The 24,932-nt window shown below is 72.7% G+C and carries 22 protein-coding genes; 11 read left to right on the forward strand and 11 right to left on the reverse strand.

Translation table 11 applies throughout. The features are described from left to right. The first annotated feature begins 105 nt into the window (after positions 1–105). Positions 106–2,670 (forward strand): valine--tRNA ligase, encoded by a 2,565-nt coding sequence (valS, locus tag COO58_RS23885; protein WP_098747258.1) that lies wholly within the window; start codon positions 106–108, stop codon positions 2,668–2,670. 121 nt (positions 2,671–2,791) lie between these two features. Here valS and COO58_RS23890 read toward each other — a convergent pair whose 3' ends face one another. The 5 genes from COO58_RS23890 to COO58_RS23910 all read right to left on the reverse strand — a co-directional run bounded on the left by COO58_RS23890 (position 2,792) and on the right by COO58_RS23910 (position 6,839). Then, positions 2,792–3,274, reverse strand: a complete 483-nt coding sequence (locus COO58_RS23890; RefSeq protein WP_245666137.1) for a hypothetical protein — start codon at positions 3,272–3,274, stop codon at positions 2,792–2,794. Positions 3,275–3,387: 113 nt separating this feature from the next. Then, entirely contained in the window at positions 3,388–4,098 is a 711-nt protein-coding gene (locus COO58_RS23895; protein ID WP_091570546.1) for an ABC transporter permease subunit, read from the reverse strand. After that, positions 4,098–5,057, reverse strand: coding sequence for an ABC transporter ATP-binding protein (locus COO58_RS23900; RefSeq protein WP_091570542.1), 960 nt, complete (start codon positions 5,055–5,057; stop codon positions 4,098–4,100). Before COO58_RS23900 ends, COO58_RS23895 begins: the two co-directional genes overlap by 1 nt. After that, positions 5,054–5,932, reverse strand: a complete 879-nt coding sequence (locus COO58_RS23905; RefSeq protein ID WP_091570539.1) for an ABC transporter permease — start codon at positions 5,930–5,932, stop codon at positions 5,054–5,056. Before COO58_RS23905 ends, COO58_RS23900 begins: the two co-directional genes overlap by 4 nt. After that, on the reverse strand, positions 5,925–6,839 hold the full coding sequence (locus tag COO58_RS23910; protein WP_091570534.1) for an ABC transporter ATP-binding protein: 915 nt from the start codon (positions 6,837–6,839) through the stop codon (positions 5,925–5,927). The genes COO58_RS23905 and COO58_RS23910 overlap by 8 nt, the downstream gene beginning before the upstream one ends. Positions 6,840–6,983: 144 nt before the next feature. On the opposite strand from COO58_RS23910, the gene COO58_RS23915 reads away from it, so the two are divergent. From COO58_RS23915 to galT, 4 genes are all read left to right on the forward strand, one after another. After that, a complete protein-coding gene (locus COO58_RS23915; protein WP_098747260.1) occupies positions 6,984–7,550 on the forward strand; it encodes a DM13 domain-containing protein in 567 nt (188 codons plus the stop codon). A 110-nt stretch (positions 7,551–7,660) separates the two neighbouring features. After that, positions 7,661–9,190, forward strand: coding sequence for an adenylyl-sulfate kinase (cysC, locus tag COO58_RS23920; RefSeq protein WP_091570525.1), 1,530 nt, complete (start codon positions 7,661–7,663; stop codon positions 9,188–9,190). Positions 9,191–9,369: 179 nt separating this feature from the next. After that, positions 9,370–10,158, forward strand: coding sequence for a DeoR/GlpR family DNA-binding transcription regulator (locus COO58_RS23925; protein WP_091570520.1), 789 nt, complete (start codon positions 9,370–9,372; stop codon positions 10,156–10,158). Beyond that, positions 10,155–11,228, forward strand: coding sequence for a galactose-1-phosphate uridylyltransferase (gene galT / locus COO58_RS23930; protein ID WP_091570516.1), 1,074 nt, complete (start codon positions 10,155–10,157; stop codon positions 11,226–11,228). Before COO58_RS23925 ends, galT begins: the two co-directional genes overlap by 4 nt. 322 nt (positions 11,229–11,550) lie before the next feature. Here galT and COO58_RS23935 read toward each other — a convergent pair whose 3' ends face one another. Then, on the reverse strand, positions 11,551–12,768 hold the full coding sequence (locus COO58_RS23935) for an NADP-dependent isocitrate dehydrogenase (RefSeq protein ID WP_098747261.1): 1,218 nt from the start codon (positions 12,766–12,768) through the stop codon (positions 11,551–11,553). Positions 12,769–12,900: 132 nt separating this feature from the next. Here COO58_RS23935 and COO58_RS23940 point away from each other — a divergent pair, with 132 nt between their 5' ends. Further along, the gene (locus COO58_RS23940; protein WP_098747262.1) at positions 12,901–13,692 is read left to right on the forward strand and encodes an MBL fold metallo-hydrolase; all 792 of its coding nucleotides are present in this window, start codon (positions 12,901–12,903) and stop codon (positions 13,690–13,692) included. Between the two features lie 135 nt (positions 13,693–13,827). Here COO58_RS23940 and mdh read toward each other — a convergent pair whose 3' ends face one another. Then, positions 13,828–14,778, reverse strand: a complete 951-nt coding sequence (gene mdh, locus COO58_RS23945) for a malate dehydrogenase (protein ID WP_098747263.1) — start codon at positions 14,776–14,778, stop codon at positions 13,828–13,830. 99 nt (positions 14,779–14,877) lie between these two features. Next, positions 14,878–15,741 (reverse strand): bifunctional methylenetetrahydrofolate dehydrogenase/methenyltetrahydrofolate cyclohydrolase, encoded by an 864-nt coding sequence (locus COO58_RS23950; protein ID WP_091570499.1) that lies wholly within the window; start codon positions 15,739–15,741, stop codon positions 14,878–14,880. A 388-nt stretch (positions 15,742–16,129) separates the two neighbouring features. Between COO58_RS23950 and COO58_RS23955 the strand changes: the two genes are divergently transcribed. From COO58_RS23955 to COO58_RS23975, 5 genes are all read left to right on the forward strand, one after another. Continuing rightward, a complete protein-coding gene (locus COO58_RS23955) occupies positions 16,130–17,728 on the forward strand; it encodes an ABC transporter substrate-binding protein (RefSeq protein ID WP_091570494.1) in 1,599 nt (532 codons plus the stop codon). Between the two features lie 90 nt (positions 17,729–17,818). Continuing rightward, on the forward strand, positions 17,819–18,757 hold the full coding sequence (locus COO58_RS23960) for an ABC transporter permease (RefSeq protein WP_098747264.1): 939 nt from the start codon (positions 17,819–17,821) through the stop codon (positions 18,755–18,757). Between the two features lie 72 nt (positions 18,758–18,829). Next, positions 18,830–19,786: an ABC transporter permease gene (locus COO58_RS23965; protein ID WP_091570486.1), complete on the forward strand. Its 957-nt coding sequence runs from the start codon at positions 18,830–18,832 to the stop codon at positions 19,784–19,786. Positions 19,787–19,793: 7 nt separating this feature from the next. After that, on the forward strand, positions 19,794–20,831 hold the full coding sequence (locus COO58_RS23970) for an ABC transporter ATP-binding protein (RefSeq protein ID WP_098747265.1): 1,038 nt from the start codon (positions 19,794–19,796) through the stop codon (positions 20,829–20,831). Next, positions 20,815–21,843, forward strand: a complete 1,029-nt coding sequence (locus tag COO58_RS23975) for an ABC transporter ATP-binding protein (protein WP_098747266.1) — start codon at positions 20,815–20,817, stop codon at positions 21,841–21,843. The genes COO58_RS23970 and COO58_RS23975 overlap by 17 nt, the downstream gene beginning before the upstream one ends. 131 nt (positions 21,844–21,974) lie before the next feature. Here the strand turns inward: COO58_RS23975 and COO58_RS23980 are convergent, their stop codons facing one another. The 3 genes from COO58_RS23980 to purN form a co-directional block, all read right to left on the reverse strand. Beyond that, on the reverse strand, positions 21,975–22,466 hold the full coding sequence (locus COO58_RS23980) for a hypothetical protein (protein ID WP_098747267.1): 492 nt from the start codon (positions 22,464–22,466) through the stop codon (positions 21,975–21,977). Between the two features lie 275 nt (positions 22,467–22,741). Next, positions 22,742–24,310 carry a bifunctional phosphoribosylaminoimidazolecarboxamide formyltransferase/IMP cyclohydrolase gene (gene purH / locus COO58_RS23985; RefSeq protein WP_091570469.1) on the reverse strand — a complete coding sequence of 523 codons (1,569 nt, stop codon included), beginning with the start codon at positions 24,308–24,310 and terminating at the stop codon, positions 22,742–22,744. Further along, positions 24,307–24,927 (reverse strand): phosphoribosylglycinamide formyltransferase, encoded by a 621-nt coding sequence (purN, locus tag COO58_RS23990; RefSeq protein ID WP_098747268.1) that lies wholly within the window; start codon positions 24,925–24,927, stop codon positions 24,307–24,309. The genes purH and purN overlap by 4 nt, the downstream gene beginning before the upstream one ends. Between the last annotated feature and the right edge of the window lie 5 nt (positions 24,928–24,932).

Here is a 24,932-nt window from a genome sequence, read left to right on the forward strand (position 1 = left end):
CCGCATCCGTGGAGGGCAGATGCTGTCACACCCGGGACACGGTCCGCTGTCCCCGACCACCCGAATGTCGTGGAGCGACCCGGCCCGGCTGCCTACCATCGGCTGATGACCGACACGACGAGGACGGCCCGCGCCGGCGTCCCCGACCGTCCGAGCCTGGACGGCCTCGAGGAGACCTGGGCGCGCCGCTGGCAGTCCGACGGCACGTACGCGTTCGACCGCGCGAAGCAGCGGGCGGACGTGTACTCCATCGACACCCCGCCGCCCACCGTGTCGGGCGAGCTGCACATGGGGCACGTCTTCTCCTACACGCACACCGACACGGTGGCCCGGTTCCAGCGGATGCGCGGACGGACGGTCTTCTACCCGATGGGCTGGGACGACAACGGGCTGCCCACCGAGCGCCGGGTGCAGAACGTCTACGGCGTGCGCCCCGACCCGGCGCTGCCGTACGACCCGGACTGGCGCCCGCCGGCCGCGCCGGTGGACGACGCGGCCCGCAAGGACCCGACCGCGATCTCCCGGCGCAACTTCATCGAGCTGTGCGAGCTGCTCACGGTGAAGGACGAGAAGGTCTTCGAGGCGCTGTGGCGGCGGCTCGGGCTGTCCGTGGACTGGTCGCTGACGTACACCACGATCGGCGCGGCGGCCCGGGCGGCCAGCCAGCGGGCGTTCCTGCGCAACGTGGCCCGGGGCGAGGCCTACCAGGCCGAGGCGCCGACGCTCTGGGACGTCGGTTTCGGCACCGCGGTGGCCCAGGCGGAGCTGGAGGACCGGGAGCGGTCGGGCGCGTACCACCGGCTGCGGTTCACCGGCCCGGACGGCCGCGAGGTGCTGATCGACACCACTCGCCCGGAGCTGCTGCCGGCCTGCGTGGCGCTGGTCTGCCACCCCGACGACGAGCGGTACGCGGACCTGGTCGGCGCGTCGGCGCGTACCCCGGTGTTCGGGGTGGAGGTGCCGGTGCGCGCGCACCCGCTGGCGGACCCGGCCAAGGGCACGGGCATCGCGATGGTCTGCACGTTCGGTGACCTGGCGGACGTGACCTGGTGGCGGGAGCTGCGGCTGGACACCCGGGTGGTGATCGGCCGGGACGGACGGCTGCTGCCGGAGCCGCCGGCCGGCGTGCCGGCGGAGCCCTACGCGGCGCTGGCCGGGCAGACGGTCAACGGCGCCCGGCGGACGCTGGTGGAGTTGCTGGCCGACGCCGGCGACCTGGTCGGCGAGCCGCGCCCGATCACGCATCCGGTCAAGTTCTACGAGCGCGGCGACCGGCCGCTGGAGATCGTCTCGACCCGGCAGTGGTATCTGCGCAACGGGGGCCGCGACGCCGACCTGCGCGAGGAGCTGCTGGCCCGCGGACGCGAGCTGCGCTGGGTGCCGGAGCACATGCGGCACCGCTACGAGCACTGGGTGGGAGGCCTCACCGGTGACTGGCTGGTCAGCCGGCAGCGGTTCTTCGGCGTGCCCGTTCCGGTGTGGTACCGGCTCGACGACGCTGGCGAGCCGGACTGGACCCACCCTCTCACACCGGACGAGGCGATGTTGCCGATCGATCCGACCAGCGCGCCGCCGCCCGGTTACGAGGAGGCGCAGCGCGGCCTCCCCGGCGGCTTCGTCGGCGACCCGGACGTGCTGGACACCTGGGCCACCTCGTCGCTGACCCCACAGATCGTGGGCGGGTGGGAGACCGATCCGGACCTGTTCGGCCGGGTCTTCCCGATGGACCTGCGCCCGCAGGGGCACGACATCATCCGGACCTGGCTGTTCGCCACCGTGGTCCGCGCCCACCTGGAGCAGGGTGCGCTGCCCTGGGGGACGGCGGTGCTCTCCGGCTGGATCCTCGACCCGGACCGGAAGAAGATGTCGAAGTCCAAGGGGAACGTGGTCACCCCGATGGCACTGCTGGAGCAGCACGGCTCCGACGCGGTCCGCTACTGGGCCGCCAACGGCAAGCCGGGCACGGACCTCGCCTTCGACCCGGCCCAGGTCAAGGTGGGCCGCCGGCTGGCCACCAAGCTGCTCAACGCGTCCCGGTTCGCGCTCGGTCTCGGCGCCGCCGACGCGCTGCGGGCCCCGGTGAGCGAGCCGTTGGACACCGCGATGCTCGCCGAACTGTCCGGCGTCGTCGCGACCGCGACCACCGCCTTCGACGGGTACGACCACACCGCCGCGCTGATGGCCACCGAGGCGTTCTTCTGGCGGTTCTGCGACGACTACATCGAGCTGGTGAAGGAGCGCGCCTACGGCACCGGGCCGGCGGCGGACTCGGCCCGGGCGGCGCTGGCGACCGCCCTGTCGGCGCAGTTGCGCCTGTTCGCCCCGGTGCTGCCGTTCGTGACCGAGGAGGTCTGGTCCTGGTGGCGGTACGGCTCGGTGCACCGCGCGCCGTGGCCGACCACCTACGAGGTGGGCCGCGCGATGGCCGCGCCCGGCGACCCGGAGCTGCTGCGGCTGGCCGCCGACGCGCTGGGCCAGGTCCGCCGGGCCAAGTCGGAGCGGAAGCTGTCGATGCGGGCGGAGGTGCCGCTGGCCGAGGCGCTCGGGCCGGCGGCCCTGCTGGAGCAGCTCACGACCGTCGCCGACGACCTACGCGCGGCCGGCCGGATCGCCAAGCTGGACCTGCTGCCCGACCGCACCACCGAACTGGTCGTCGCCTGCGCGTTCTGAGCACGGCCGCGACGGGGCGGCCGTGCTCCGGCGCGGCCGCCGACGGCACGGCCGGCACCGGGGCGGGCACGCGACGGGGCGGCCGGCTTCGCGCCGGCCGCACCGTCGCGGCGGTGCAGGCCTAGGCGGCCGCGCAGGTCGCCTTCAGCTTGTCCCGGGCGGCGGTGAGATCCGCCTTGCTCGGCGCCTTCTTCGGCGCCTTGGCCCAGGTGTCCGCCAGGTCCGACATCTCGGTCGCGACGTCCTTCACCGCGGCGTTGACCTCGTCGCTGCTGGTGAACGCGTGCGTGTAGAGCGTCGCCGCGCCGGCGGAGTATTGCGCGCTCACCGCGGAGTGCCCGGCCGGCGGGCCGATCTTCTCCGCCGAGGCGACCTCCTTGAGGGCGGCCGTGACGTCCTTGTCGGCGGCCGCGCAGGTGGTCCGGGTGGCGGCGTCGAGGCCGGCCGGGGTGGGTGACGCCGAGGGCGCCGAGGGGGTCGCCGGCGCGGACGCGGACGAACCCGCCGGCTCCGCCGCCGTGGTGTCGTCGCCGTCGGTGCAGCCGGACATGACGATCATCGCCACCGCGGCCGGAGCCAGCAGGGCGAGTCGAACTGAACGCAAGGTCTTCTCCCCGTGTCTGATGGTGTCGCCGCCGCAACCTAACAGAACGGGTGGACCCGGACGGGACCCTTTTCCGCCGCCGGGAGGCGTCGGAGCCGGGCCCCGTCCGGGTCTCAGCTGGTCTCGCCGGCGACGCTGAACGAGCGGAGCCGGTCGATCGCCAGCACGGTGAATCCGACCGCCACCAGCGCGGTGAGCACCGCCGCGACCGGCACCGAGACGGTGGTGCCGAGCAGCGGGGTGGGCGCCATCCGGTCGGCCAGCGCGATCACCCACTGCTGGATCGAGAGCACCCGGGTGCCGGTGACGAACCGGCCGAGCAGCCCCTCCCAGATCAGCACGTAGACCAGGCCGAGCAGCACCGGTCGCCGGGTCACCAGGCTGAGCGCCAGGAACAGCGCCGAGTACGCCAGCGCGCCCGCCGCGGACGCGGCGACCAGGGCCAGCCCGAGGCGTACCGAGTCGGCCAGCACGCCCGCGACGTAGATCGGGACGCCGACGGTGACCGCGCTGACCCCGGCCGCGACCACGAGCTTGGGCAGCACGATCTGCCAGCGGGGCAGCGGCTTGGTGAGGATGTGCACCACGGTGCCGTCGTCGATCTCGGCGCCGAGCACGCCGGTGCCCACGATCAGGGCGACCACCGGCAGCACCACGGCCAGGCCCAGGCCGACCAGCACCGGCGGCCCCCACTGGCCCGGGTCCACGCCGAGCGCCCGGCAGAGCACCGCCAGGCCGATCAGGATCAGCGGTAACGGCAGCAGCATGAGGAACCGGCTCCGGCCGAACAGACCGCGAGCGGTGATCCAGGTGACTGTCGACATCAGGCCTCCACCAGATACGAGAAGACGCTCTCCAGCGACTCGTCCTCCGGCAGCAGCTGCCGGACCCGGATGCCGTGGCGGAGGGCGATGCGGGGCAGCGCCCGGGTGAACGCGCCGTAGTCGCCGGCCTTGACGGTCAGGCCGGTGCGGCCCAGCTCGACGCCGGAGACCGAGGCCTCCGCCATCAGCGCCACCGCCAGGGCCCGGTCATCGGTGGACCGCACCGCGAAGACGTGCGGCCGGTTGGTCATCAACCGCCGGATGGTCCGGTAGTCGCCGGAGGCGGCCAGCCGGCCGGCGACCATCACCTGGACCGTGCCGGAGACCTGCTCGACCTCCTCCAGGATGTGCGAGCTGAACAGGATGGTCCGGCCGTCGTCGCCGAGCCGGTGCAGCAGCGCCATCATGTGCAGCCGCTGCCGGGGGTCCATCCCGTTGAACGGTTCGTCGAGCAGCAGCACCTGCGGGTCGTGCACCAGCGCGGCAGCGACCCGGGTGCGCTGCCGCATGCCCTTGGAGTAGGTGCCGATCTTCCGGTCCTGCGCGCTCTCCATCTCGACCAGCTCGATCGCGCGCCGGGTCGCCGCCTCGGGGTCGGGCAGCCGGTGCAGCTTCGCGCTGGCCAGCACGAACTCGTACGCGCTGAGGAACGTGTGCACCGCCTCCCGCTCGCTGACCAGCCCGAGTCGCCGGTAGACGCCGGGGTTGCGCCAGGTCGGCTCGCCGTCCAGGGTCACCGTGCCGCGGGACGGGGCGAGGAAGCCGGCCATCATGTGCAGCAGCGTGGTCTTCCCGGCGCCGTTGGGGCCGAGCAGGCCGGTCACGCCCGGGCCGAGCCGCATGGTGACGTCGTTGACCGCCACCACGTTGCCGTACCAGCGGGACACGCCGGCCAGGTCGAGTGTGCTGGTCGTGGCGGCGGGCACGGTGGCCGCCGGTTCTGTGCGCAGCGCCGTCATCGGGCGGCCACCTTCCGGTATCGCAGGAGCAGCAGGCTGACGCAGGCGGCGACCAGCAGCACGGCGACGACCGCGTAGACCGGCCCGAAGTCGCCGATCGGCATGCCGCCGCGCCCCTGGGTCAGCCGGTCGCCCAGCGCCCAGTTGCCGACGCCCCCGACCAGGGTCGACGGGGAGGCGAGGAAGGCCAGTTCGTTGACCGTCCGGGAGGGCATGATGGACAGCACGCCGACGACCGGCGCGGTCATCAGGAACACCGCCACGATGCCGCCGGCGGCGAAGGCGCGCTTGCCGGTGAGCGAGGCGACGAGCAGGCCGATCGAGGCGAAGACCACCGCCCACAACCCGGCGTAGAGCAGGCCGGGCAGCAGGTCGAGCAGCTCGTCCCAGACCCCGCGCAGGCCCCGCGAGGTGGTGAACGCGGCGCCGAGGAACATCACCAGCTGCGGGCCGCCGAGCAGCAGCCAGAGCGCGGTGCCCAGGGCCAGCAGCTTGGCCAGCGCGTAGTCGCCGCGCGGCAGCGGCCGGGAGAAGTAGAGCGGCAGCACGCCGCTGCGCAGGTCACGGGAGACCAGCTCGGGGGCGGCCACCGCGACGAAGAAGATGACCAGCCAGCTCATCGCGTCGGCGAACTGGGCGTACGTCATCACCACCTCGCCGATCTGGCTGCGTACCGCGGTCAACCCGGCGGCCACCACGGTGACCACGGCGACCACCAGCCAGGGGAAGATCTTCGCCTTGGCGCTGCGGCCCAGCCCGAAGACGGTCCGCACGCCGTGGCCGTAGAGCGCGCCGAACACCTGCCGGCGGCCCAGCCGCGGCCCGGTGTAGCGCTGGTAGCCGATGTCGTGGATGACTCCGGTCGCGTCAGACATGGCTGGGCTCCCTCGGGGCGAAGAGCTCGGCCACCCGGTGCCGCCGCTGGTCCAGCCGGTGCAGCGGCAGGTCCAGCTCGGCGACCGCGCCGAGGATCAGGTCGTAGGTGTCGTCGTCGGCGAGCGGGACGAGCAGCAGCCGCCCGTCGCGGGACACCGGCAGGTCGAGCGCGGTGAGCCGGGCGGCCAGCTCCTCCGTACCCTCGCTCACCTCGACGGCGAGCACGTCGGTGGCGGTGGTCATGGCGGCGACGCGGTCGGCGCGCAGCAGCCGCCCGCCGTCGATGGCGACGAGCGTGTCGCAGATCCGCTCCACCTCGCCGAGCAGGTGCGAGCAGACCACCACGGAGATGCCGAACTCGGTGCCGATCCGGTGTACCAGGGCGAGCATGGCGTCCCGGCCGGCCGGGTCGAGGCCGTTGGTGGGCTCGTCGAGCAGCAGCAGGTCGGGGTCGTGCACCAGGGCCTGGGCGAGCTTGACCCGCTGCTTCATGCCGGTGGAGTAACCGCCGACGGCCCGGTGCCGCTCCTCGTGCAGGCCGACGTGGCGCAGCGCCTCGGAGGCCCGTTCCCGGGCGACCGTGCGCGGCAGCCCGCTCATCCGGCCGAGGTGGGTGACCAGCTCGGCGGCGGAGAGGTCGGGCGGGAGCGCGTCGTGCTCGGGCATGTAGCCGACCCGGGCGCGGACCGCGGCCGGGTCGGTGGTGGGGTCGAGGCCGAGCACCTGCACCCGGCCGCTGGTCGGTGGGAGCAGACCCAGCAGGATCTTGATCAGGGTGGACTTGCCGGCGCCGTTCGCGCCCACCAGCCCGATGATCCCCGGCTCGACCGACACGGTGAGGTCGGCCAACGCGGTGACCCGGCCTCCGTACGTCTTGGTCAGCGACTCGGTCGCGAGCAGTGTCACGCCGCCCAGCCTAGGAAGTGCGGGCCGGTCGGGGCACCGGGAAACGCTCGGGGTTGCCCCTGATTCCGCCCCGACACCGTCGGTAAGGCTTCCGTAAGCGCCCGGACCGGTGACCGCGCGGCCCGGCGCCGGGAGACTCGACGCATGCCGATCCGCCTGCTGCGCGCCCCGCTGACCTGGGTCGTCCTCGCCGTCCTCGCCGTCGGGGCGGCCACCGCCCTCTACTGGTTCCAGCCATGGAAGCTGGTCACCGACACCGAGGTGCACGAGGAGCTGGTGGCGGTGCCCACGGCCACGCCGGCGTCCGCGCCCGCCTCGGCGTCCGCGCCCACGTCGACGCCCACGCCGGCCGGCCCGGTGCTGGTCGGCAGCGGTGCGTTCGTCAGCCACGAGCACGAGACCCGGGGCACCGCACGGATCGTCCGGACCGTGGACGGGCGGCACCGGTTGGAACTGGTCGGGCTGAACACCTCCAACGGTCCGGATCTTCATGTCTGGCTGACCGACCAGCCGGTTCGGACCGGTCCGTCCGGCTGGCGCGTGTTCGACGACGGCCGGCACGTGGCGCTCGGCCCGCTCAAGGGAAACCGCGGCGACCAGGCGTACGCGATCCCCGCCGGCACCGATCTCACCGGGCTGACCAGCGTCTCGATCTGGTGCGAGCGGTTCGCCGTGTCGTTCGGCGCGGCGGCGTTGACCGCCGCCGGCTGAGCCGCGGCGACACCCGGCCGACGGTCGGGTGGCCGGGAGGTGGAGTGGCGCTCTCGACCGATCGCCGGTGGGCTGCGAAACTGTGTGCCGGCCGGTGAGTTGGGGGTTCGATGAGCAACGGGTGGGTCCTGCCCGAGGATGTTCTGCGGGATGCGCCGTCGTACGCGCCGAGACCCGCTGAGCTGGCCGATCTCGAGTTACTGCTGACCGGGGCGTACACGCCGCTGACCGGTTTCATGACCCGGGCCGACCTGGCGTCGTTGGGCCGGCGTGGCCGGCTCGCCGACGGCACGCCCTGGCCGGTGCCGGTGACGCTCCAGGTGCCGGCGGCGCTCGCCGACGGGCTCGACCTGGCCGACCCGGCCCGCCGGGCGCTGGTGCTCACCGACGGCGAGGGCGCCCCGGTGGCGGCCATGGACGTGGTCGACGCCTGGCCGGTCCGCGAGGGCACGGTCGGCGTGGGCGGCGCGGTCCGCCGGTTGGGCGACGGCGGCCACGGGCCGTTCCAGCGCCTGCGGCGCAGCCCGGACGAGGTACGCGGCCTGCTGCCGCCGGGTCGGGTGCTCGGCGTCTTCGCCGACCGCCCGCTGCACCGCCCGCAGCTGGCCCAGATCGCGCACGCGGCCCGCACCCTGGGGGCGCACCTGCTGGTGCTGATCCCGGTGGGCGAGGAGACGACCGGCGGCCTGCCGGCCGAGGCGCTGGTGCGCACCGTGTTCGCCGCCCGCGACCGGATGCCGCCGGCGACCCTGGTGGCGGTGCCGCTGGCACGGCGGCGCGACGAGATCAGCGACGCGCTGCTGCGGGCCCGGGTGGCCGCCGCCTACGGGGTGACCCACCTGCTCTCCACCGAGGGCATGCTCTCCGGCGCCGGCCTGCGGGTGCTGGTGCCGCGCGAGCTGGCGTACGACAACCGGGACGGGCAGTGGCGCTGGCGGGAGGACATCCCGCCGCGCAACCGGCGGCTGGCGCTCGGCCAGCACGAGATCGACGACCTGCTGGACCGGGGCTTCCCGCTGCCCGAGTGGCACACGCCGCCGGCGGTGGCCCGGGAGCTGGCCCGGGCCCGTCCGCCCCGGCGGCACCGCGGGCTGGTGATCTTCCTGACCGGTCTCTCCGGCTCGGGCAAGTCGACGATCGCCCGCGGGCTGGCCGACGCGCTGCGGGAGCAGGGCGACCGGACCATCACGCTGCTCGACGGCGACGTGGTGCGGCGGGAACTCTCGGCCGGGCTGGGCTTCAGCAAGGCCGACCGGGACCTGAACGTGCGCCGGATCGGCTGGGTGGCCGCCGAGATCGCAAGGCACCGGGGGGTCGGCATCTGCTGCCCGATCGCGCCGTACGCGGCCGCCCGGGCGACCGCCCGCGAGATGGCCCAGGCGGCCGGGGCGGGCTTCCTCCTGGTCCACGTGGCCACCCCGCTGGCGGTCTGCGAGCAGCGCGACCGCAAGGGCCTCTACGCCCGCGCCCGGGCCGGCCTGATCACCGGGATGACCGGCATCGACGACCCGTACGAGGAGCCGACCGACGCCGACCTGGCGGTGGACACCTCGGACCTGACCGTCGAGGAGGCGGTCCAGCGGGTGATGGAGCACCTCACCGAGACCGGCTGGGTGGAACCGCGCCTCCAGCCCGCCTGACCGCCGGCCGCCGTCTCCCCCGTCACGCGCCCTCCGACCGCCGTCGTCCCGTTCCGGGACGGCGGCGGTCTCGCATCCGCCCCGCCCGCACGCTAGTGTTCGTTATTGTTGAAATACGTTCGACCGCGTGAGTGCGCATCGTCGCGTGCCCGGTCGCGAGGCTCGGGAGGTGACCAGGGATGCTGGCGCGGCAACGACAGACCACCATCCTGGAACGGGTCCGCGCCGCCGGCGGCGTCCGGGTCACCGAGCTGGCCGCCGAGTTCGGCGTCTCCGACATGACCATCCGGCGGGACCTGGAGACGCTGCACGAGCAGGGCCTGCTCGCCAAGGTGCACGGCGGCGCGACGCTCGCCGGACCCAGCTCCACCGACGAGCCCGGATTCTCCGCCAAGTCGGTCCGCCAGTCCGCCGAGAAGGCGGCGATCGCCGACCACGCCGCCCGGCTGGTCCGCCCCGGCGCCGCGATCGCGCTCTCCGCCGGCACCACCACCGCCGAGCTGGCCCGTCGCCTGGTGGACGTACCCGGGCTCACCGTGGTCACCAACTCGCTGCCGGTGGCCGAGATCCTGCACGTCGGTGGCCGCCCGGACCAGACCGTGGTGCTCACCGGCGGCGTGCGCACGCCGTCCGACGCGCTGGTCGGCCCGCTGGCCGTGGCTGCCATCGCCGCGCTCCACCTGGACCTGCTCTTCCTCGGCGTGCACGGGATCAGCGAGCGGGCCGGGTTCACCACGCCCAACCTGATGGAGGCGGACACGAACCGGGCGCTGGTGGCCGCCGCCGACCGGCTGGTGGTGCTCGCCGACCACACCAAGTGGGGCACGGTCGGCATCTCCTCGATCGTCGGCCTGGACGCGGCGGACGTGCTGGTCACCGACGACCGGTTGGCACCCGAGGCACGGCGGGTACTCGAGGACAGGGTCGGTGAGCTGGTGACGGCGCCGGCGACGAAGGGGGCGGAGTGAAGCGTACGCAGATCGAACTGGCCGACGGCCGGGAGCTGATCTACTTCGACGAGCGGGACGACGCGGTGCGGGACCAGCCGGACCGGCGGGATCTGCCCCCGCCGCCGCCGGCCTCGCAGCTGCGGTACGACCCGCTGACCGACGAGTGGGTGGCGGTGGCGGTGCACCGGCAGACCCGCACGTTCCTGCCCCCGGCGGACCAGTGCCCGCTCTGCCCGTCCCGGGGCGACCGGCACAGCGAGATCCCGGCGCCCGACTACGACGTGGTGGTCTTCGAGAACCGGTTCCCTTCGCTGAGCCAGCGGGTGGCCGACGAGCCGGCCGAGATCACCCCGTTCACCCCGGTCCGCCCCGGGCGCGGCAGGTGCGAGGTGGTCTGCTTCACCGACGACCACAACGCCTCGTTCGCCCGGCTCTCCCCCCGGCGGGTGCGGACCGTGCTGGACGCGCTGGCCGACCGCACCAGCGCGCTCAGCGCGCTGCCCGGCGTGGAGCAGGTCTTCCCGTTCGAGAACCGGGGCGTGGAGATCGGGGTGACGCTGCACCACCCGCACGGCCAGATCTACGCGTACCCGTTCGTCACGCCGCGGACCCGCACCATGCTGGCCGCCGCCCGGCGGCACGCCGACCGCACCGGCGGCAACCTCTACGCCGACGTGCTGGCCGCCGAACGCGCCGCCGGCGAACGCGTGGTGACGAGCAACGAGCACTGGACCGCGTACGTCCCGGCGGCGGCGCGCTGGCCGTTCGAGGTGCACGTGGCCCCGAACCGGCCGGTGCCGGACATCCCGGCGCTCGACGACGCCGAGCGGGACGCCTTCGGGCCGCTCTACCTGGATCTGCTGCGCCGCTTCGACGGGCTCTTCGACCTGCCGATGCCCTACATCGCCGCCTGGCACCAGGCGCCGGTGCGGATCGACCGGGAGCTGGGCCACCTGCACCTGCAGTTGTTCAGCATCCGGCGGGCGAAGGACAAGCTGAAGTACCTGGCCGGCTCGGAGTCCGGCATGGGCGTGTTCATCAACGACATCGCCCCGGAACGCGCCGCCGAACTCCTCCGCGCCGCGTGAAAGGAAGGGCCCCTTGTTAACGCCTGCGGTAGAGGAAGGGCCCCTTCTTAACACCGGCGCAAGGCGTGAGGGCGCGGGGGGCCCGGGACAGGGCCCCCCGCAGGGAAGGGACGGCTGGCTGCGCTCAGCAGCCACGAAGGTCGGCTGGTCGGCGCGTGACCGCGGCCGACCTTCCTGGACGCGACTGGCATCTCGTCCACCAGGGTCAACGAGGGCGCACCGAGCGAAGTCACGCCAGTCGGGTGTCGCGCCCAGGCCCTGAGGTGTTAAGAAGGGCCCCTTCTACAACGCCAGGCGTTAAGAAGGGGCCCTTCCTTGCACGTCAGGCGGAGAGCTTGCGGGCCAGGTTCTCGTCGAGCGCGTTCATGAACTCGTCGGTGGTCAGCCACGGGGCGTCCCGCGAGATGAGCAGCGCGAGGTCCTTGGTCATCTGACCGCCCTCGACGGTCTCCACGATGACCTGCTCCAGCGTGTTGGCGAACTCGGTGACCGCCGGGGTGCCGTCCAGCTTGCCCCGGTGGGCCAGGCCCCGGGTCCAGGCGTAGATCGAGGCGATCGGGTTGGTCGAGGTCTTCTCGCCCTTCTGGTACTGCCGGTAGTGCCGGGTGACCGTGCCGTGGGCGGCCTCGGCCTCGACGGTACGGCCGTCCGGGGAGAGCAGCACCGAGGTCATCAGGCCGAGCGAGCCGAAGCCCTGCGCGACGGTGTCGGACTGCACGTCACCGTCGTAGTTCTTGCAGGCCCAGACGTACCCGCCCTCCCACTTGAGCGCGGCGGCGACCATGTCGTCGATGAGCCGGTGCTCGTAGGTCAGGCCGGCGGCGTCGAACTCGGCCTTGAACTCGTTCTCGAACACCTCGGCGAAGATGTCCTTGAACCGGCCGTCGTACGCCTTGAGGATGGTGTTCTTGGTGGACATGTAGACCGGGTAGTTGCGGTCCAGGCCGTACCGGAACGAGGCGCGGGCGAAGTCCCGGATCGACTCGTCGTAGTTGTACATGCCCATGGCGATGCCGCCGCCGGGGAAGTTGGCGACCTCCATCTCCATCGGCGTGCCGCCGTCGGCCGGCGTGTAGGTGATGGTGACCGTGCCCGGGCCGGGGACGACGAAGTCGGTGGCCTTGTACTGGTCGCCGTGCGCGTGCCGGCCGATGATGATCGGCTTGGTCCAGCCCGGGACGAGCCGCGGCACGTTCGACATGATGATCGGCTCGCGGAAGACCACGCCGCCGAGGATGTTGCGGATGGTGCCGTTCGGCGACCGCCACATCTTCTTCAGGCCGAACTCCTCCACCCGGGCCTCGTCCGGGGTGATGGTGGCGCACTTGACGCCGACGCCGTGCTCCTTGATGGCGTTGGCGGCGTCGACGGTGACCTGGTCGTCGGTGGCGTCGCGGTGCTGGATCGACAGGTCGTAGTAGTGCAGGTCGACGTCGAGGTAGGGCAGGATCAGCTGCTCCCGGATCTGCTTCCAGATGATCCGGGTCATCTCGTCGCCGTCGATCTCCACGACCGGGTTGTTTACCTTGATCTTCGCCATCGGCCGGCGCTCCTCTCGGGGGACACGTGCTCAAGCAGTACGAGCGTACTGCAAACTGACCGGGGCGCCCCAGCCGGCCTCACCCCGGGAAACGGGATCGCCCGGAACGGGTCGCGATGGCATCCTTCCCGGATGCCGCTGACGCACACGGTCGGGTCTATCACGGTCACCGCACTGCTCGACGGCGCGGGTCCCTTCTTCCAGCCCCGCGAGGAGGCGTTCCCGGGCGCCACCGACGCCCAGTGGCGCGAGGCGGACCGGCGGGACCCGGACGCCGTCGGCCCGGACGGCGGCTGGTGGTTGCCTTTCCGCGCGTTCGCGCTGCGCGCCGGGAACGGCCCGGTCACCCTGGTCGACGCCGGCATCGGCCCGGCGGACGCGCTCGCCGCGAGCTGGGCGCCGGTGCCGGGCCGGCTGCCCGCCGAGCTGACCGCCGCCGGCATCGACCCGGCGGACGTGCGCACGGTCGTGCTCACCCACCTGCACAGCGACCACGTGGGCTGGGCCGGTCCGCTGTTCGGGAACGCGGACCATCTGGTCCAGCGCGCGGAGCTGGACGCGCTGGAGCTGTTCCACCCGGACCTGCCGGCCCGGCTGCTGGGGCCGTTGCGCGCCGCCGGCCGGCTGCGGGTGCTCGACGGCGAGACCCGACTGACCCCCGGGGTACGCGTGCTGAGCACGCCCGGCCACACCCCCGGCCACCAGTCGGTGCTGGTGGAGCACGGCGACGACCGTCTCCTGGTCACCGGCGACCTGCTGGTCCACTCGATCCAGCTGGTCGACCCGTCCCTCCCCTACGCCCACGAGGAGGACCCGCCCCGGGCGCGCGCCTCCCGCGAGTCCACCCTGCGCACCCTCTCCCCCGTCCTCCTGGCCACCCCCCACCTCCCCACCCCCTTCACCCCTCACCCCCCGGCGAGTTGATCAAGGAGTTGGCGTCTCGATTCCCCGCGAAGCCCGACCCGAACTCCTTGATCACCGAGGCGGGTGGGGTAGGGCGGAAAGGGGGGAAGGGGCGGTCGGCGGAAGCCGGCCGCCCCTTCCGGGGTGATGCTCGGGTCACATGGAGGCGACGTCGCCCTGCTTGGCGCGGACGGCCTCGGCGGCCTCCTTCAAAGCGGCCAACTCGTCGGCGTCCAGGTCGGTCTCGACGACGCGCTTCACGCCCTCGGCGCCGATCTCCGCCTCGACACCCAGGTAGACGCCGTCGATGCCGTACTCGCCGTCGACCCAGGCGCAGACCGGCATGACCTCGCCGGAGTCCTCGGCCACGGCCTTCGCCATCCGGGCCGCGGCGGCGGACGGCGCGTAGTAGGCCGAACCGGTCTTGAGCAGCGCGACGACCTCGGCGCCACCGTTGCGGGTCTTGACGACCAGCTCCTCGATCTGCTCGGCCGGCATGACGTCGCGCAGCGGCTTGCCGTTCACCGTGCTCTTGGACGGGACCGGGACCATGGTGTCGCCGTGCGAGCCCAGGGTCAGGGTCCGCACCGACTTCACCGGTACGCTCAGCGCCTCGGCGACGAAGTTGGTGAACCGGGCGGTGTCCAGCATGCCGGCCTGGCCGAGCACCCGGTTCTTCGGGAACTGCGTGGCGAGCTGGGCCAGCGCGGTCATCTCGTCGAGCGGGTTCGACACCACGATGACGACGGCGTTCGGGGCGTACTTGGCGACGTTCTCGGCGACCTGGCGGACGATCTTGGCGTTGGTCTCCAGCAGGTCCATCCGGCTCATGCCCGGCTTGCGCGGCAGGCCGGCGGTGATGACGACGACGTCCGAGCCCTCGATGGCCTCGTAACCCTCGCCGTTCGGGCCGGTGGTGACGCCGACGACGGTGGTCTCGAAGCCCTCGACCGCGCGGGACTGGTTGAGGTCCAGCGCGAGACCAGCCGGCTTGCCCTCCACGATGTCGGTGATCACGACGGTGTCGAAGACGTCGTATTCGGCCAGGCGCTGTGCGGTGGTCGAGCCGTAGAAGCCGGCGCCGACGACAGTGACCTTCTTACCCATGGTCGTCCCACTCCCTGATACCAGTCGGTTTTCCGGACCGTATCAGCCATCCTGGCACCGATCGGGCCAGGGGCGGACGGTTATGACCTGCCTGGGTGGTCAGCCCGTTTGCTCGGCCCGCTCGACCACGTTGGTCAGCAGCATGGCGCGGGTCATCGGGCCGACGCCGCCCGGCATCGGCACCAGCCGGCCGGCCACCTCGGCCACCTCCGGGTCGACGTCGCCGGTGTAGCGCCCCTTGCCGTCCTCGCCGATCACTCGGGTGATGCCGACGTCCACCACTGTCGCGCCGGGGGTGACCATGTCGGCGGTGAGCAGCCCCGGCACCCCGGCGGCGACGATCACGATGTCGGCGGCCCGGGTGTGCGCGGCCAGGTCGAGCGTGCCGGTGTGGCAGAGCGTGACGGTGGCGTTCTCGCTGCGCCGGGTCAGCAGCAGGCCCAGCGGCCGACCCACCGTGTTGCCCCGGCCGACGACGGCGACGTTCGCGCCGCGCAGCGGCACGTCGTGCCGGCGCAGCAGCTCCACGATGCCGCGCGGGGTGCAGGGCAGCGGGGCGTCGTAGCCGAGCACGAGTCGACCGAGGTTGACCGGGTGCAGGCCGTCGGCGTCCTTGTCCGGGTCGATCGACTCCAGCGCCCGCTGGGTGTCCAGGTGGCTCGGGAGCGGGAGCTGGACGATGTAGCCGTGGCAGGCCGGGTCGGCGTTCAGCTCGGCCAGCGCCGCGTCGAGGCGCTCCTGGCCGGCGTCGGCCGGCAGCGTGACGCGGAGCGAGGCGATGCCGACCTCCGCGCAGTCGCGGTGCTTGCCGTTGACGTACGCCTGGGAGCCGGCGTCCTCCCCGACCAGCACGGTGCCGAGCCCGGGGGTGATGCCGCGCTCGGCGAGCGCCTTGACCCGCTCCCGCAACTCGTCCTTGATCTCCGCCGCCGTGGCCTTGCCGTCCAGGATCGTCGCCGTCACGCCGTGATCGTCTCACGTCGGTGGTCGGACCGGACGACGACGGCCGACGATGACGCTCCGCAACGTGCGTTAAGTCACGCAGCGTCACCGGGAGGGCTGGAGAAACGGACGGCCGACCCCGGCGCGGGACGGACCGGACGCCCGTGGCAGCGCACGCGATCCGGGCCACTCACACCCGAGCCGGCCGCACATCTTCGAAAAGATGCCGCCCAGAGGGCCGGAGCTAGCAGGCGGAAGCCGTAGCGACAAGGCCGGGGGGCACGCACCGTTACCGCTCCGCAACGCACACGTTGTCGAGTCGCCGTCTCGCGACCTACCGTTACGGCTCGTTGCGCAGAGTCACCCAGCGCCGGGACGACAGCGCAGCGTGAGGAGATGAGGAGACTCCATGCGTGTTCGTAGGCTCGCGGCCTGGACCGCTCTCCCGCTCGCGGTGACGCTGGGCCTGGCGGCCTGCGGCTCGGGCGGCGGCAGCGGTGGCGCAGGCGACCCCGATGCGGCCGTGCGGATCGAGATCGCCGAGCCGCAGCACCTGGTGCCGACCAACACCAACGAGACGAGCGGCTCCCAGGTCCTGTCGGCCCTGTTCAGCCCGCTGGTCGACTACGACGAGGCGAACAAGCCGCACGAGGTGGCGGCCGAGTCGGTGACGTCGTCGGACAACAAGGTCTGGACGATCAAGCTGAAGCCCGGCTACACGTTCCACAACGGCGAGAAGGTCACCGCCGACAACTACCTGGACGCGTGGAACTACGGCGCGTACGCCCCGAACGGCCAGAACTCGAGCTACTTCTTCGAGAAGGTCGCCGGCTACGCGGACCTCCAGGGCGAGAAGCCGAAGGCCCAGACGCTGAGCGGCCTGAAGAAGGTCGACGACCTGACCTTCACCGTGACGCTCACCGAGCCGTACGTGGACTTCAAGACCATGCTCGGCTACACCGCCTTCTACCCGCTGCCCAAGGCGGCCTTCTCCGCGCCCGGCGTGCTGGCCGAGGGGTACGAGCAGGCGCCGATCGGCCAGGGCCCGTTCAAGATGAAGGGCAACTGGCAGCACGACGCCAAGGTCGAGGTGGAGAAGTACGACGCCTTCCCGGGGCAGCAGCCCAAGGTCGGCGGCGTCGAGTTCCGGATCTACCAGCAGCCGACCGCCGCGTACGCGGACGTGCTGTCGGACAACCTCGACGTGATCAAGACGATCCCGACCGAGAACCTGTCGACCGCCGCCACCGACCTCGGCGACCGGTTCCAGCAGAGCCCGGCGTCGTCGCTTCAGGTGCTGGCCTTCCCGACGTTTCAGAAGGAGTTCAGCAAGCCCGAGGTGCGCAAGGCCATCTCGATGGCGATCGACCGGGACGAGATCACCAAGTCGATCTTCAAGGACTCGCAGCAGCCGGCCCGCTCGTTCGTCTCCCCGGTGGTCGCCGGCTACCGGGAGAACACCATCGGCACCGCCGGCGCGTTCGACCCGGCCAAGGCCAAGGCCATGTACGAGGCCGCGGGCGGCCCGAAGAAGATCGAGCTGTCCTACAACGGCGACGGCGGCCACAAGGACTGGATCGACGCCACCTGCAACCAGCTGAAGGCCAACCTGGGCGTGGAGTGCGTCGGCAACGCCGAGCCGAAGTTCGCGGACCTGCTGACCAAGCTCAAGCAGAAGCAGTCGGTCGGCCTGTTCCGGATGGGCTGGGTGATGGACTACCCGTCCATGGAGAACTACCTGGGCCCGCTGTACAGCACCAACGGCTCGTCGAACTACTACGGCTACAGCAACCCGGAGTTCGACAAGCTCCTCGCCGAGGGCGCCCGCGCGGCGACCGAGGACGAGGCGATCAAGAAGTACCAGGCGGCGGAGGACCTGCTCGCGCAGGACCTGCCGGTGATCCCGCTGCGGTACGGGCAGAACAACTTCGGCCACTCCACCAAGGTCAAGAACGTCCACGTGGACCTCTTCGACCGGGTCGACCTGCTGAAGATCGAGCGCGCCTGACCCACCCCGTCGAGGGCCGGGCCACCCCCACCGGGTGGCCCGGCCCTCGCATTGGCACGTAGTTCGCCCCTTTTCGGCAAACTTGCCAGCATGTTCCGGTTCATCCTGCGGCGGCTGCTCCAGATGGTCCTCGCCTTCTTCGGGACCACGCTGATCGTCTACGCGCTGATGTTCGCCGGGCAGGGTGACCCGATCCAGGCGCTCGCCGGGGAGCGGCCGGTCACCGCGGCCCAGCGGGCCTACCTGACCGAGAAGTACCACCTGGACGCGACCGGCGTCGGCGGCTTCTTCTACCGCTACGTCAACTACCTCGGCGGCCTGGTCCGGGGCGACCTCGGCCAGTCGCTGACCGGGCGGCAGATCAGTGACATCCTCGCCGCCGCCTGGCCGGTCACCGTGAAGCTGGCGTTGATCGCGCTGGCCGTGACCGTGATCTTCGGGGTCACCGCCGGCGTGCTCGCGGCCATCCGGCGCGCCGGCGTCTTCGACCACGCCACGCTGGTGCTGACGCTGCTGGTGCTCGGCATCCCGACCATCGTGCTCGCCCCGCTGGCGCAGTACTTCCTCGGCGTACGCTGGCCGATCTTCCCGCCCACCGCCGGCGCCCAGCCCTCCTTCTGGGCGCTGCTGCTGCCCGGCATCGTGCTCGGCTCGCTCTCGCTGGCCACCGCGCTGCGGCTGACCCGGACCTCGGTCACCGAGAACCTGCGCGCCGACTACGTCCGCACCGCCCGCGCGAAGGGCCTGGTCCGGCGGCGGATCGTCGGCGTGCACGTGCTGCGCAACTCGCTCATCCCGGTGGTCACCTTCCTCGGCGTGGAACTGGGCAACCTGATGAGCGGCGCGATCATCACCGAGGGCGTGTTCAACATCCCCGGCATCGGCTTCAACCTGTTCCGCGGCATCCGCACCGAGGACGGCCCGCTGGTGGTGGGCATCGTCAGCGTGCTCGTCGTCGTCTACCTGCTGTCCAACCTGGTGGTGGACGTGCTCTACGCCGTACTCGACCCGAGGATCCGCTATGAGTGAGCGCAGCGAACGAATCATCGACGCAGCGTGCCCGGTCGCTCGTGACCGCGCCGAGCGGAGCGAGGCGCGGGCATGAGTGACTTCGAGACCGTGGCGGCGACGGAGGACCAGTCGGCGCGGCGGGGCGTCTCCGGCGAGCCCGGCACCCCCGACCGGGCCGGCCGGCCGGGACGGTCGCGCAGCCTGGCCGGTGACGCCTGGCGGGACCTGCGCCGCAACCCGGTCTTCTGGATCAGCCTGCTGCTGGTCGTGCTGGTCGCCGCGATGGCCGCCTTCCCCGGGCTGTTCACCGCGAACGACCCGCGCGACTGCGTGCTCTCCCGGCAGCACGCCGGACCGTCCGGCGGGGCCATCTTCGGGTACGACTTCCAGGGCTGCGACACGTTCGCCCGGGCGGTCTACGGCGCCCGGGCCTCGCTGCTGGTGGGCGCGTTCTCCGCGCTGATCACCGGCGTGATCGCGCTGGTCGTCGGCATGCTCGCCGGTTTCTTCGGCGGGTGGGTCGACGCGGTGCTCTCCCGGGTGATCGACATCGTGCTCGGCATCCCGCTGCTGCTGGCCGCGATCGTGCTGCTCAAGCGGGTGAGCACCAGCGGCGAGACGGTCCGGCTCTTCGCGGTCATCCTGGTGCTGGCGCTGCTCGGCTGGACCACCGCGGCCCGGGTGGTGCGTTCTTCGGTCATCACCGCCCGGGAGCAGGACTACGTGGCCGCCGCCCGGATGCTCGGCGCCGGCAACGGCCGGATCATGTGGCGGCACATCCTGCCGAACGCGCTCGCCCCGGCCATCGTGGTGCTCACCATCGCGCTCGGCTCGTTCATCGCGGCCGAGGCGACGCTGAGCTTCCTCGGCATCGGCCTGAAGGCGCCCACCATCTCCTGGGGCATCGACATCGACGCCGGGCGGGTGCACATGCGGGAGTCGGCGACCCCGCTGATCGTGCCGTCGGTCTTCCTCGCGCTGACCGTGCTCGCCTTCATCATGCTCGGCGACGCGGTCCGCGACGCCTTCGACCCGAAGCTCCGGTGACTTCCTGATGACGCAGAACGCGGTCCGGCCCACGCCGGCCTCCCCCACCCCGCCCGGCGGGCACCTGCTGGAGGTACGGGACCTGCACGTCGAGTTCCGCACCCGGGAGGGCGTGGCCCGGGTGATCAACGGGGTGACCTACCACCTGGACGCCGGCGAGACGCTGGCCGTGCTCGGCGAGTCGGGCTCCGGCAAGTCGGTCACCGCCCAGGCGATCATGGGCATCCTGGACACCCCACCGGCGCACGTACGCGGTGGTCAGATCCTCTACCAGGGGCGGGACCTGCTCACCCGCTCCGAGGAGGAGCGCCGGCAGGTACGCGGCACGGAGATCGCGATGATCTTCCAGGACGCGCTGTCGGCGTTGAACCCGGTCTTCCCGGTCGGCTGGCAGATCGGTGAGTCGCTGCGCGAGCGGGCCGGGCTGTCCCGGGCCGACGCGCGCCGCCGCGCCGTCGAGCTGATGGACCTGGTCCGCATCCCGGCCGCGGCGAACCGGCTGGGCGACTACCCGCACCAGTTCTCCGGCGGCATGCGGCAGCGCGTCATGATCGCCATGGCGCTGGCGCTGGACCCCAAGGTGCTGATCGCCGACGAGCCCACCACCGCGCTCGACGTCACCGTGCAGGCCCAGATCATGGACCTCCTGGCCGACCTGCGGCGCGACCTGGGCATGGCGCTCATCCTGATCACCCACGACCTCGGCGTGGTCGCCGGCGTGGCGGACCGGATCGCGGTCATGTACGCCGGCCGGATCGTCGAGCACGCCGACGTCCGCTCGCTGTACCGGGCGCCGGCCCACCCGTACACGAAGGGGTTGCTGGAGTCGATCCCCCGGCTCGACGTGCGCGGCCGGGCGCTGTCCACGATCCGGGGGCTGCCGCCGAACCTGATGCGGATCCCCTCCGGCTGCCCGTTCCACCCCCGCTGCCCGTACGCGCAGCAGGTCTGCGTCGACGAGGTGCCGCACGACCTCGTGCTCGGCGACGGCCGGACCAGCGCGTGCCACTTCGCGCAGGAGGTCCACGATGACCGCGCCGGCTGACTCCACCAAGGTCCGGGGCGAGACCGTCCTCGCCGTCGACGACCTGGTGAAGCACTTCCCGATCACCCAGGGGGTGCTGTTCAAGCGGCAGATCGGCGCGATCCGGGCGGTCGACGGGGTGAGCTTCGAGCTGCGCCGTGGCGAGACGCTCGGGGTGGTCGGCGAGTCCGGCTGCGGCAAGTCGACCCTGGCCCGGTTGCTGATGCGGCTGGAGACGCCGACCTCCGGCCGGGCCACGTTGGAGGGGAAGGACCTGTTCCGGGCGTCCGGGTCGGAGCTGCGCCGGCTGCGCCGGAACATGCAGATGGTGATGCAGGACCCGTACACCTCGCTGAACCCGAGGATGACGGTGGGCGACATCATCGGTGAGCCGTTCGCGATCCACCCGGAGGCCGCCCCGAAGGGCAGCCGCCGGCAGCGGGTCCGGGAGCTGCTGGACGTGGTCGGGCTCAACCCGGAGCACCTGAACCGCTATCCGCACCAGTTCTCCGGCGGTCAGCGGCAGCGCATCGGCATCGCCCGCGCGCTCGCCCTGCGGCCCGAGATCATCGTGTGCGACGAACCGGTGTCGGCCCTGGACGTCTCCATCCAGGCCCAGGTGATCAACCTGCTGGAGCAGCTCCAGGACGAGTTCGGGCTCTCGTACATCTTCATCGCCCACGACCTGTCGGTGGTCCGGCACATCTCCGACCGGGTGGCGGTGATGTACCTGGGTCGGATCGTCGAGATCGGCACCGAGGAGCAGATCTATCGGCGGGCCACCCACCCGTACACCCAGGCGTTGCTCTCGGCGGTGCCGGTGCCCGACCCGGAGGCCCGCACGGAGCGGAGCATCATCCGGCTGAGCGGGGACGTGCCGAGTCCGGCCGACCCGCCGTCGGGCTGCCGGTTCCGCACCCGGTGCTGGAAGGCGGAGGAGGTCTGCGCCACCCAGGACCCGCAGACGGTGCCCCGGGCGGCGGACCCGCACCCCAGCGCCTGTCACTTCGCCGAGGTGCGCCCGGACGTCTGAGGCCCCGTCCCCCGGAGGAAGTGGGGACGAGGCCTCGGCGAGACGCGGACGGGGTGCGTGAGGCGCGCCCCCGTGGGCGACGGCGGGCAGCGGCGGTGCCGCCGGGTCGACGCGGCAGGCTCCGGCGCGGCTCAGGCGGTGGGCGGCGCCCGCGCCGCCGGCACGCCGGGCGGCGGCAGCGGTCGGGCCGGCGGCCGACGGCCGGGAACGAGCCGCGCCGACACGATCGGACCGGCGACGCTCGGCGGCGCGGCCGGGAGCGGCTCGTCCGGCCCGTCGCCGTAGGCGAGGCCGCCGCGCCGCTCACCCCACCACCCACCGGACAGCTCCGCGCACGGCCGTTGCGGGTACGCGCCGAGCGACGCGACCGGCAAGGCCCGGCAACCCCGGGCGGGTACGGCGGCACCCGGGCCGGCATCGGCCGGACCGGCGGTGGACGGCCCGGCGGCGGACGGCCCGGCGGCGGACGGACCGGCGGTGGACGGCCCGGCGGCGCTCGCGCCGACGGCGGGCAGGCCGACGGCGGGCAGGCCGACGGCGGGCAGGCCGACGGCGGCGCCGAACGCGGCCAGGACGAACGCCAACGTGACGACGACGGCGGTCAACCGGTCGCGTACGCGCATGGCACACCTGCCGGGGCTCATGGACAGTGGAGACGGTCGATCGTTGTCGCCGGGCACACGCTAGCAACCGGCCAGGGCGGCCGGCAACGGCGCACGTACGGCGGGGCCACCTGGAGCCGGTGCGTTCCGCCACCGGCCCTGCCGGCGTGTCGCGGCCGGCGGGACCGGGGTGCGTGAAGCGATATACCTCAGAGTCATGAATATGCCTCTGAGGTATATCGCTCAGATCTGAACCGTCTCTCTGCGGGGCCGCTCGACCCCCGGGGAACCAGGATCTAGTGGAAGAAGTGCCGGGTGCCGGTCAGGTACATGGTCACGCCGGCCTCCTTGCAGGCCGCGATGGTCTCCTCGTCGCGGATCGAGCCGCCGGGCTGCACGATCGCCCGGACGCCCGCGTCGATGAGGATCTTCGGCCCGTCGGCGAACGGGAAGAACGCGTCCGAGGCGCAGACCGAGCCCCGCGCCCGCTCGTCGCCGGCCCGGCTGACCGCCAGCCGCGCCGAGTCGACCCGGTTGACCTGGCCCATCCCGACGCCGACGGTGGCGCCGTCGCGGGCCAGCAGGATCGCGTTGCTCTTCACCGCGCGTACCGCCCGCCAGGCGAACACCAGGTCGCGCAGCGTGGCCTCGTCGGCCGCGTCGCCGGTGGCCAGCGTCCAGTTGGCCGGGTCGTCGCCGGGCGCGTCGACCGCGTCCCGCATCTGCACCAGCACGCCGCCGCCGACCTGCCGCCACTCGGCCGGCCGGGGGGCGAACGCGGGCGCCCGCAGCAGCCGGATGTTCTTCTTGGCCCGCAGCAACTCCAGCGCGCCGTCGTCGTAGCCCGGCGCCACCAGCACCTCGGTGAAGATCTCCGCGACCTGCCCGGCCAGCTCCACGCTCACCGGCCGGTTCACCGCGATCACCCCGCCGAAGGCGGAGACCGGGTCGCAGGCGTGCGCCCTGCGGTGCGCCTCGGCCACGTCCGCGCCGACCGCGATGCCGCACGGGTTGGCGTGCTTGATGATCGCCACCGCGGGCTGGTCGGGGAAGTCGTGCGCGGCCCGCCAGGCGGCGTCCGCGTCCACGTAGTTGTTGTAGGACATCTCCTTGCCGTGCAGCTGCTCGGCCTGGGCCAGGCCGGCCGGCGCGCCCGGGTCGGTGTAGAGGGCCGCCGTCTGGTGCGGGTTCTCGCCGTAGCGCAGCACGGCCTGGCGGCGCAGCGCCGACCCGGCGAACCGCGGCCATCCGTCCTCCGCCGGGGCCACGGTGGAGGCGAACCAGTCGGCCACGGCCACGTCGTAGTCGGCGATGTCGGCGAACGCGCGGGCGGCGAGCGCGCGCCGCTGGGCCAGGGTGAAGCCGCCGTCGGCGAGCGCGGCGAGCACCGCCGGGTACGCGGCCGGGTCGGTCACCACCGCCACCGAGGCGTGGTTCTTCGCGGCGGCCCGGACCATGGCCGGCCCGCCGATGTCGATCTGCTCGACGCACTCGTCGAGGTCGGCGCCGGAGGCGACGGTGGCCTGGAACGGGTAGAGGTTGGAGACCAGCAGGTCGATCCCGGCGATGCCGTGCTCGTCGAGCTGCGCGGCGTGCGCGTCCTTGCGCAGGTCGGCGAGGAGGCCACCGTGGATCTTCGGGTGCAGGGTCTTGACCCGTCCGTCGAGGATCTCCGGGAAGCCGGTGACCTGCTCGACCGGCGTCACCGGCACGCCCGCGCCGGAGATCGTCGACGCGGTGCTGCCGGTCGAGACGATCTCCACGCCCGCCTCGTGCAGGGCCCGGGCCAGCTCGACCAGGCCGGTCTTGTCGTAGACGCTGACCAGCGCGCGCCGGATCGGGCGGGCGTCCTGAGTGGTGCTCACGGGATGGTGACCTTTCTGCCGGTGATCGTCCAACCTTCACGGACCAGGCGGCCGACCTGCTCGACGAGCTGGCGGCGCTCGGCGGACTTGATGCGCTCGGTGAGCGTCTCCTCGTCGTCGTCGTCACGCACCGGAACGGCGACCTGGGCGACGATCGGGCCGGTGTCCATCCCGGCGTCGACGAAGAACAACGTGGCCCCGGTGACCTTCACGCCGTACGCCAGCGCGTCGCGGGGACCGTGGATGCCGGGGAACGCCGGCAGCAGCGTGTTGTGCGTGTTCAGGTAGCGGTCGCCGAACGCGGTGAGGAACTCCGGACCGACCAGCTTCAGGAAGCCCGCGCTGATGACCAGGTCGGGCCGGTGGTCGGCGACGCGGGCGGTGAGGGCCTTGTCCCAGTCGGCACGGGTCGGGTGGTCCTTGAGCCGCTCGACGAAGGCCGGCACGCCGGCCGCGGCGGCCCGGTCCAGGCCGGCGATGCCGTCCCGGTCGGCGCCCACGGCCACCACCCGGGCCCCGTATCCGGGGTCGGCGGCGGCGTCCAGCAGCGCCTGGAGGTTGCTGCCGGAACCGGAGACGAGGACGACGAGGCGGGCGACGGACGCGGGCTCGGTCACGCGGA

Origin of the sequence: Micromonospora sp. WMMA1996 (genome assembly GCF_002573675.1) — a bacterium.
In the GTDB taxonomy this organism is placed as follows: Bacteria; Actinomycetota; Actinomycetes; order Mycobacteriales; family Micromonosporaceae; genus Micromonospora; species Micromonospora sediminicola.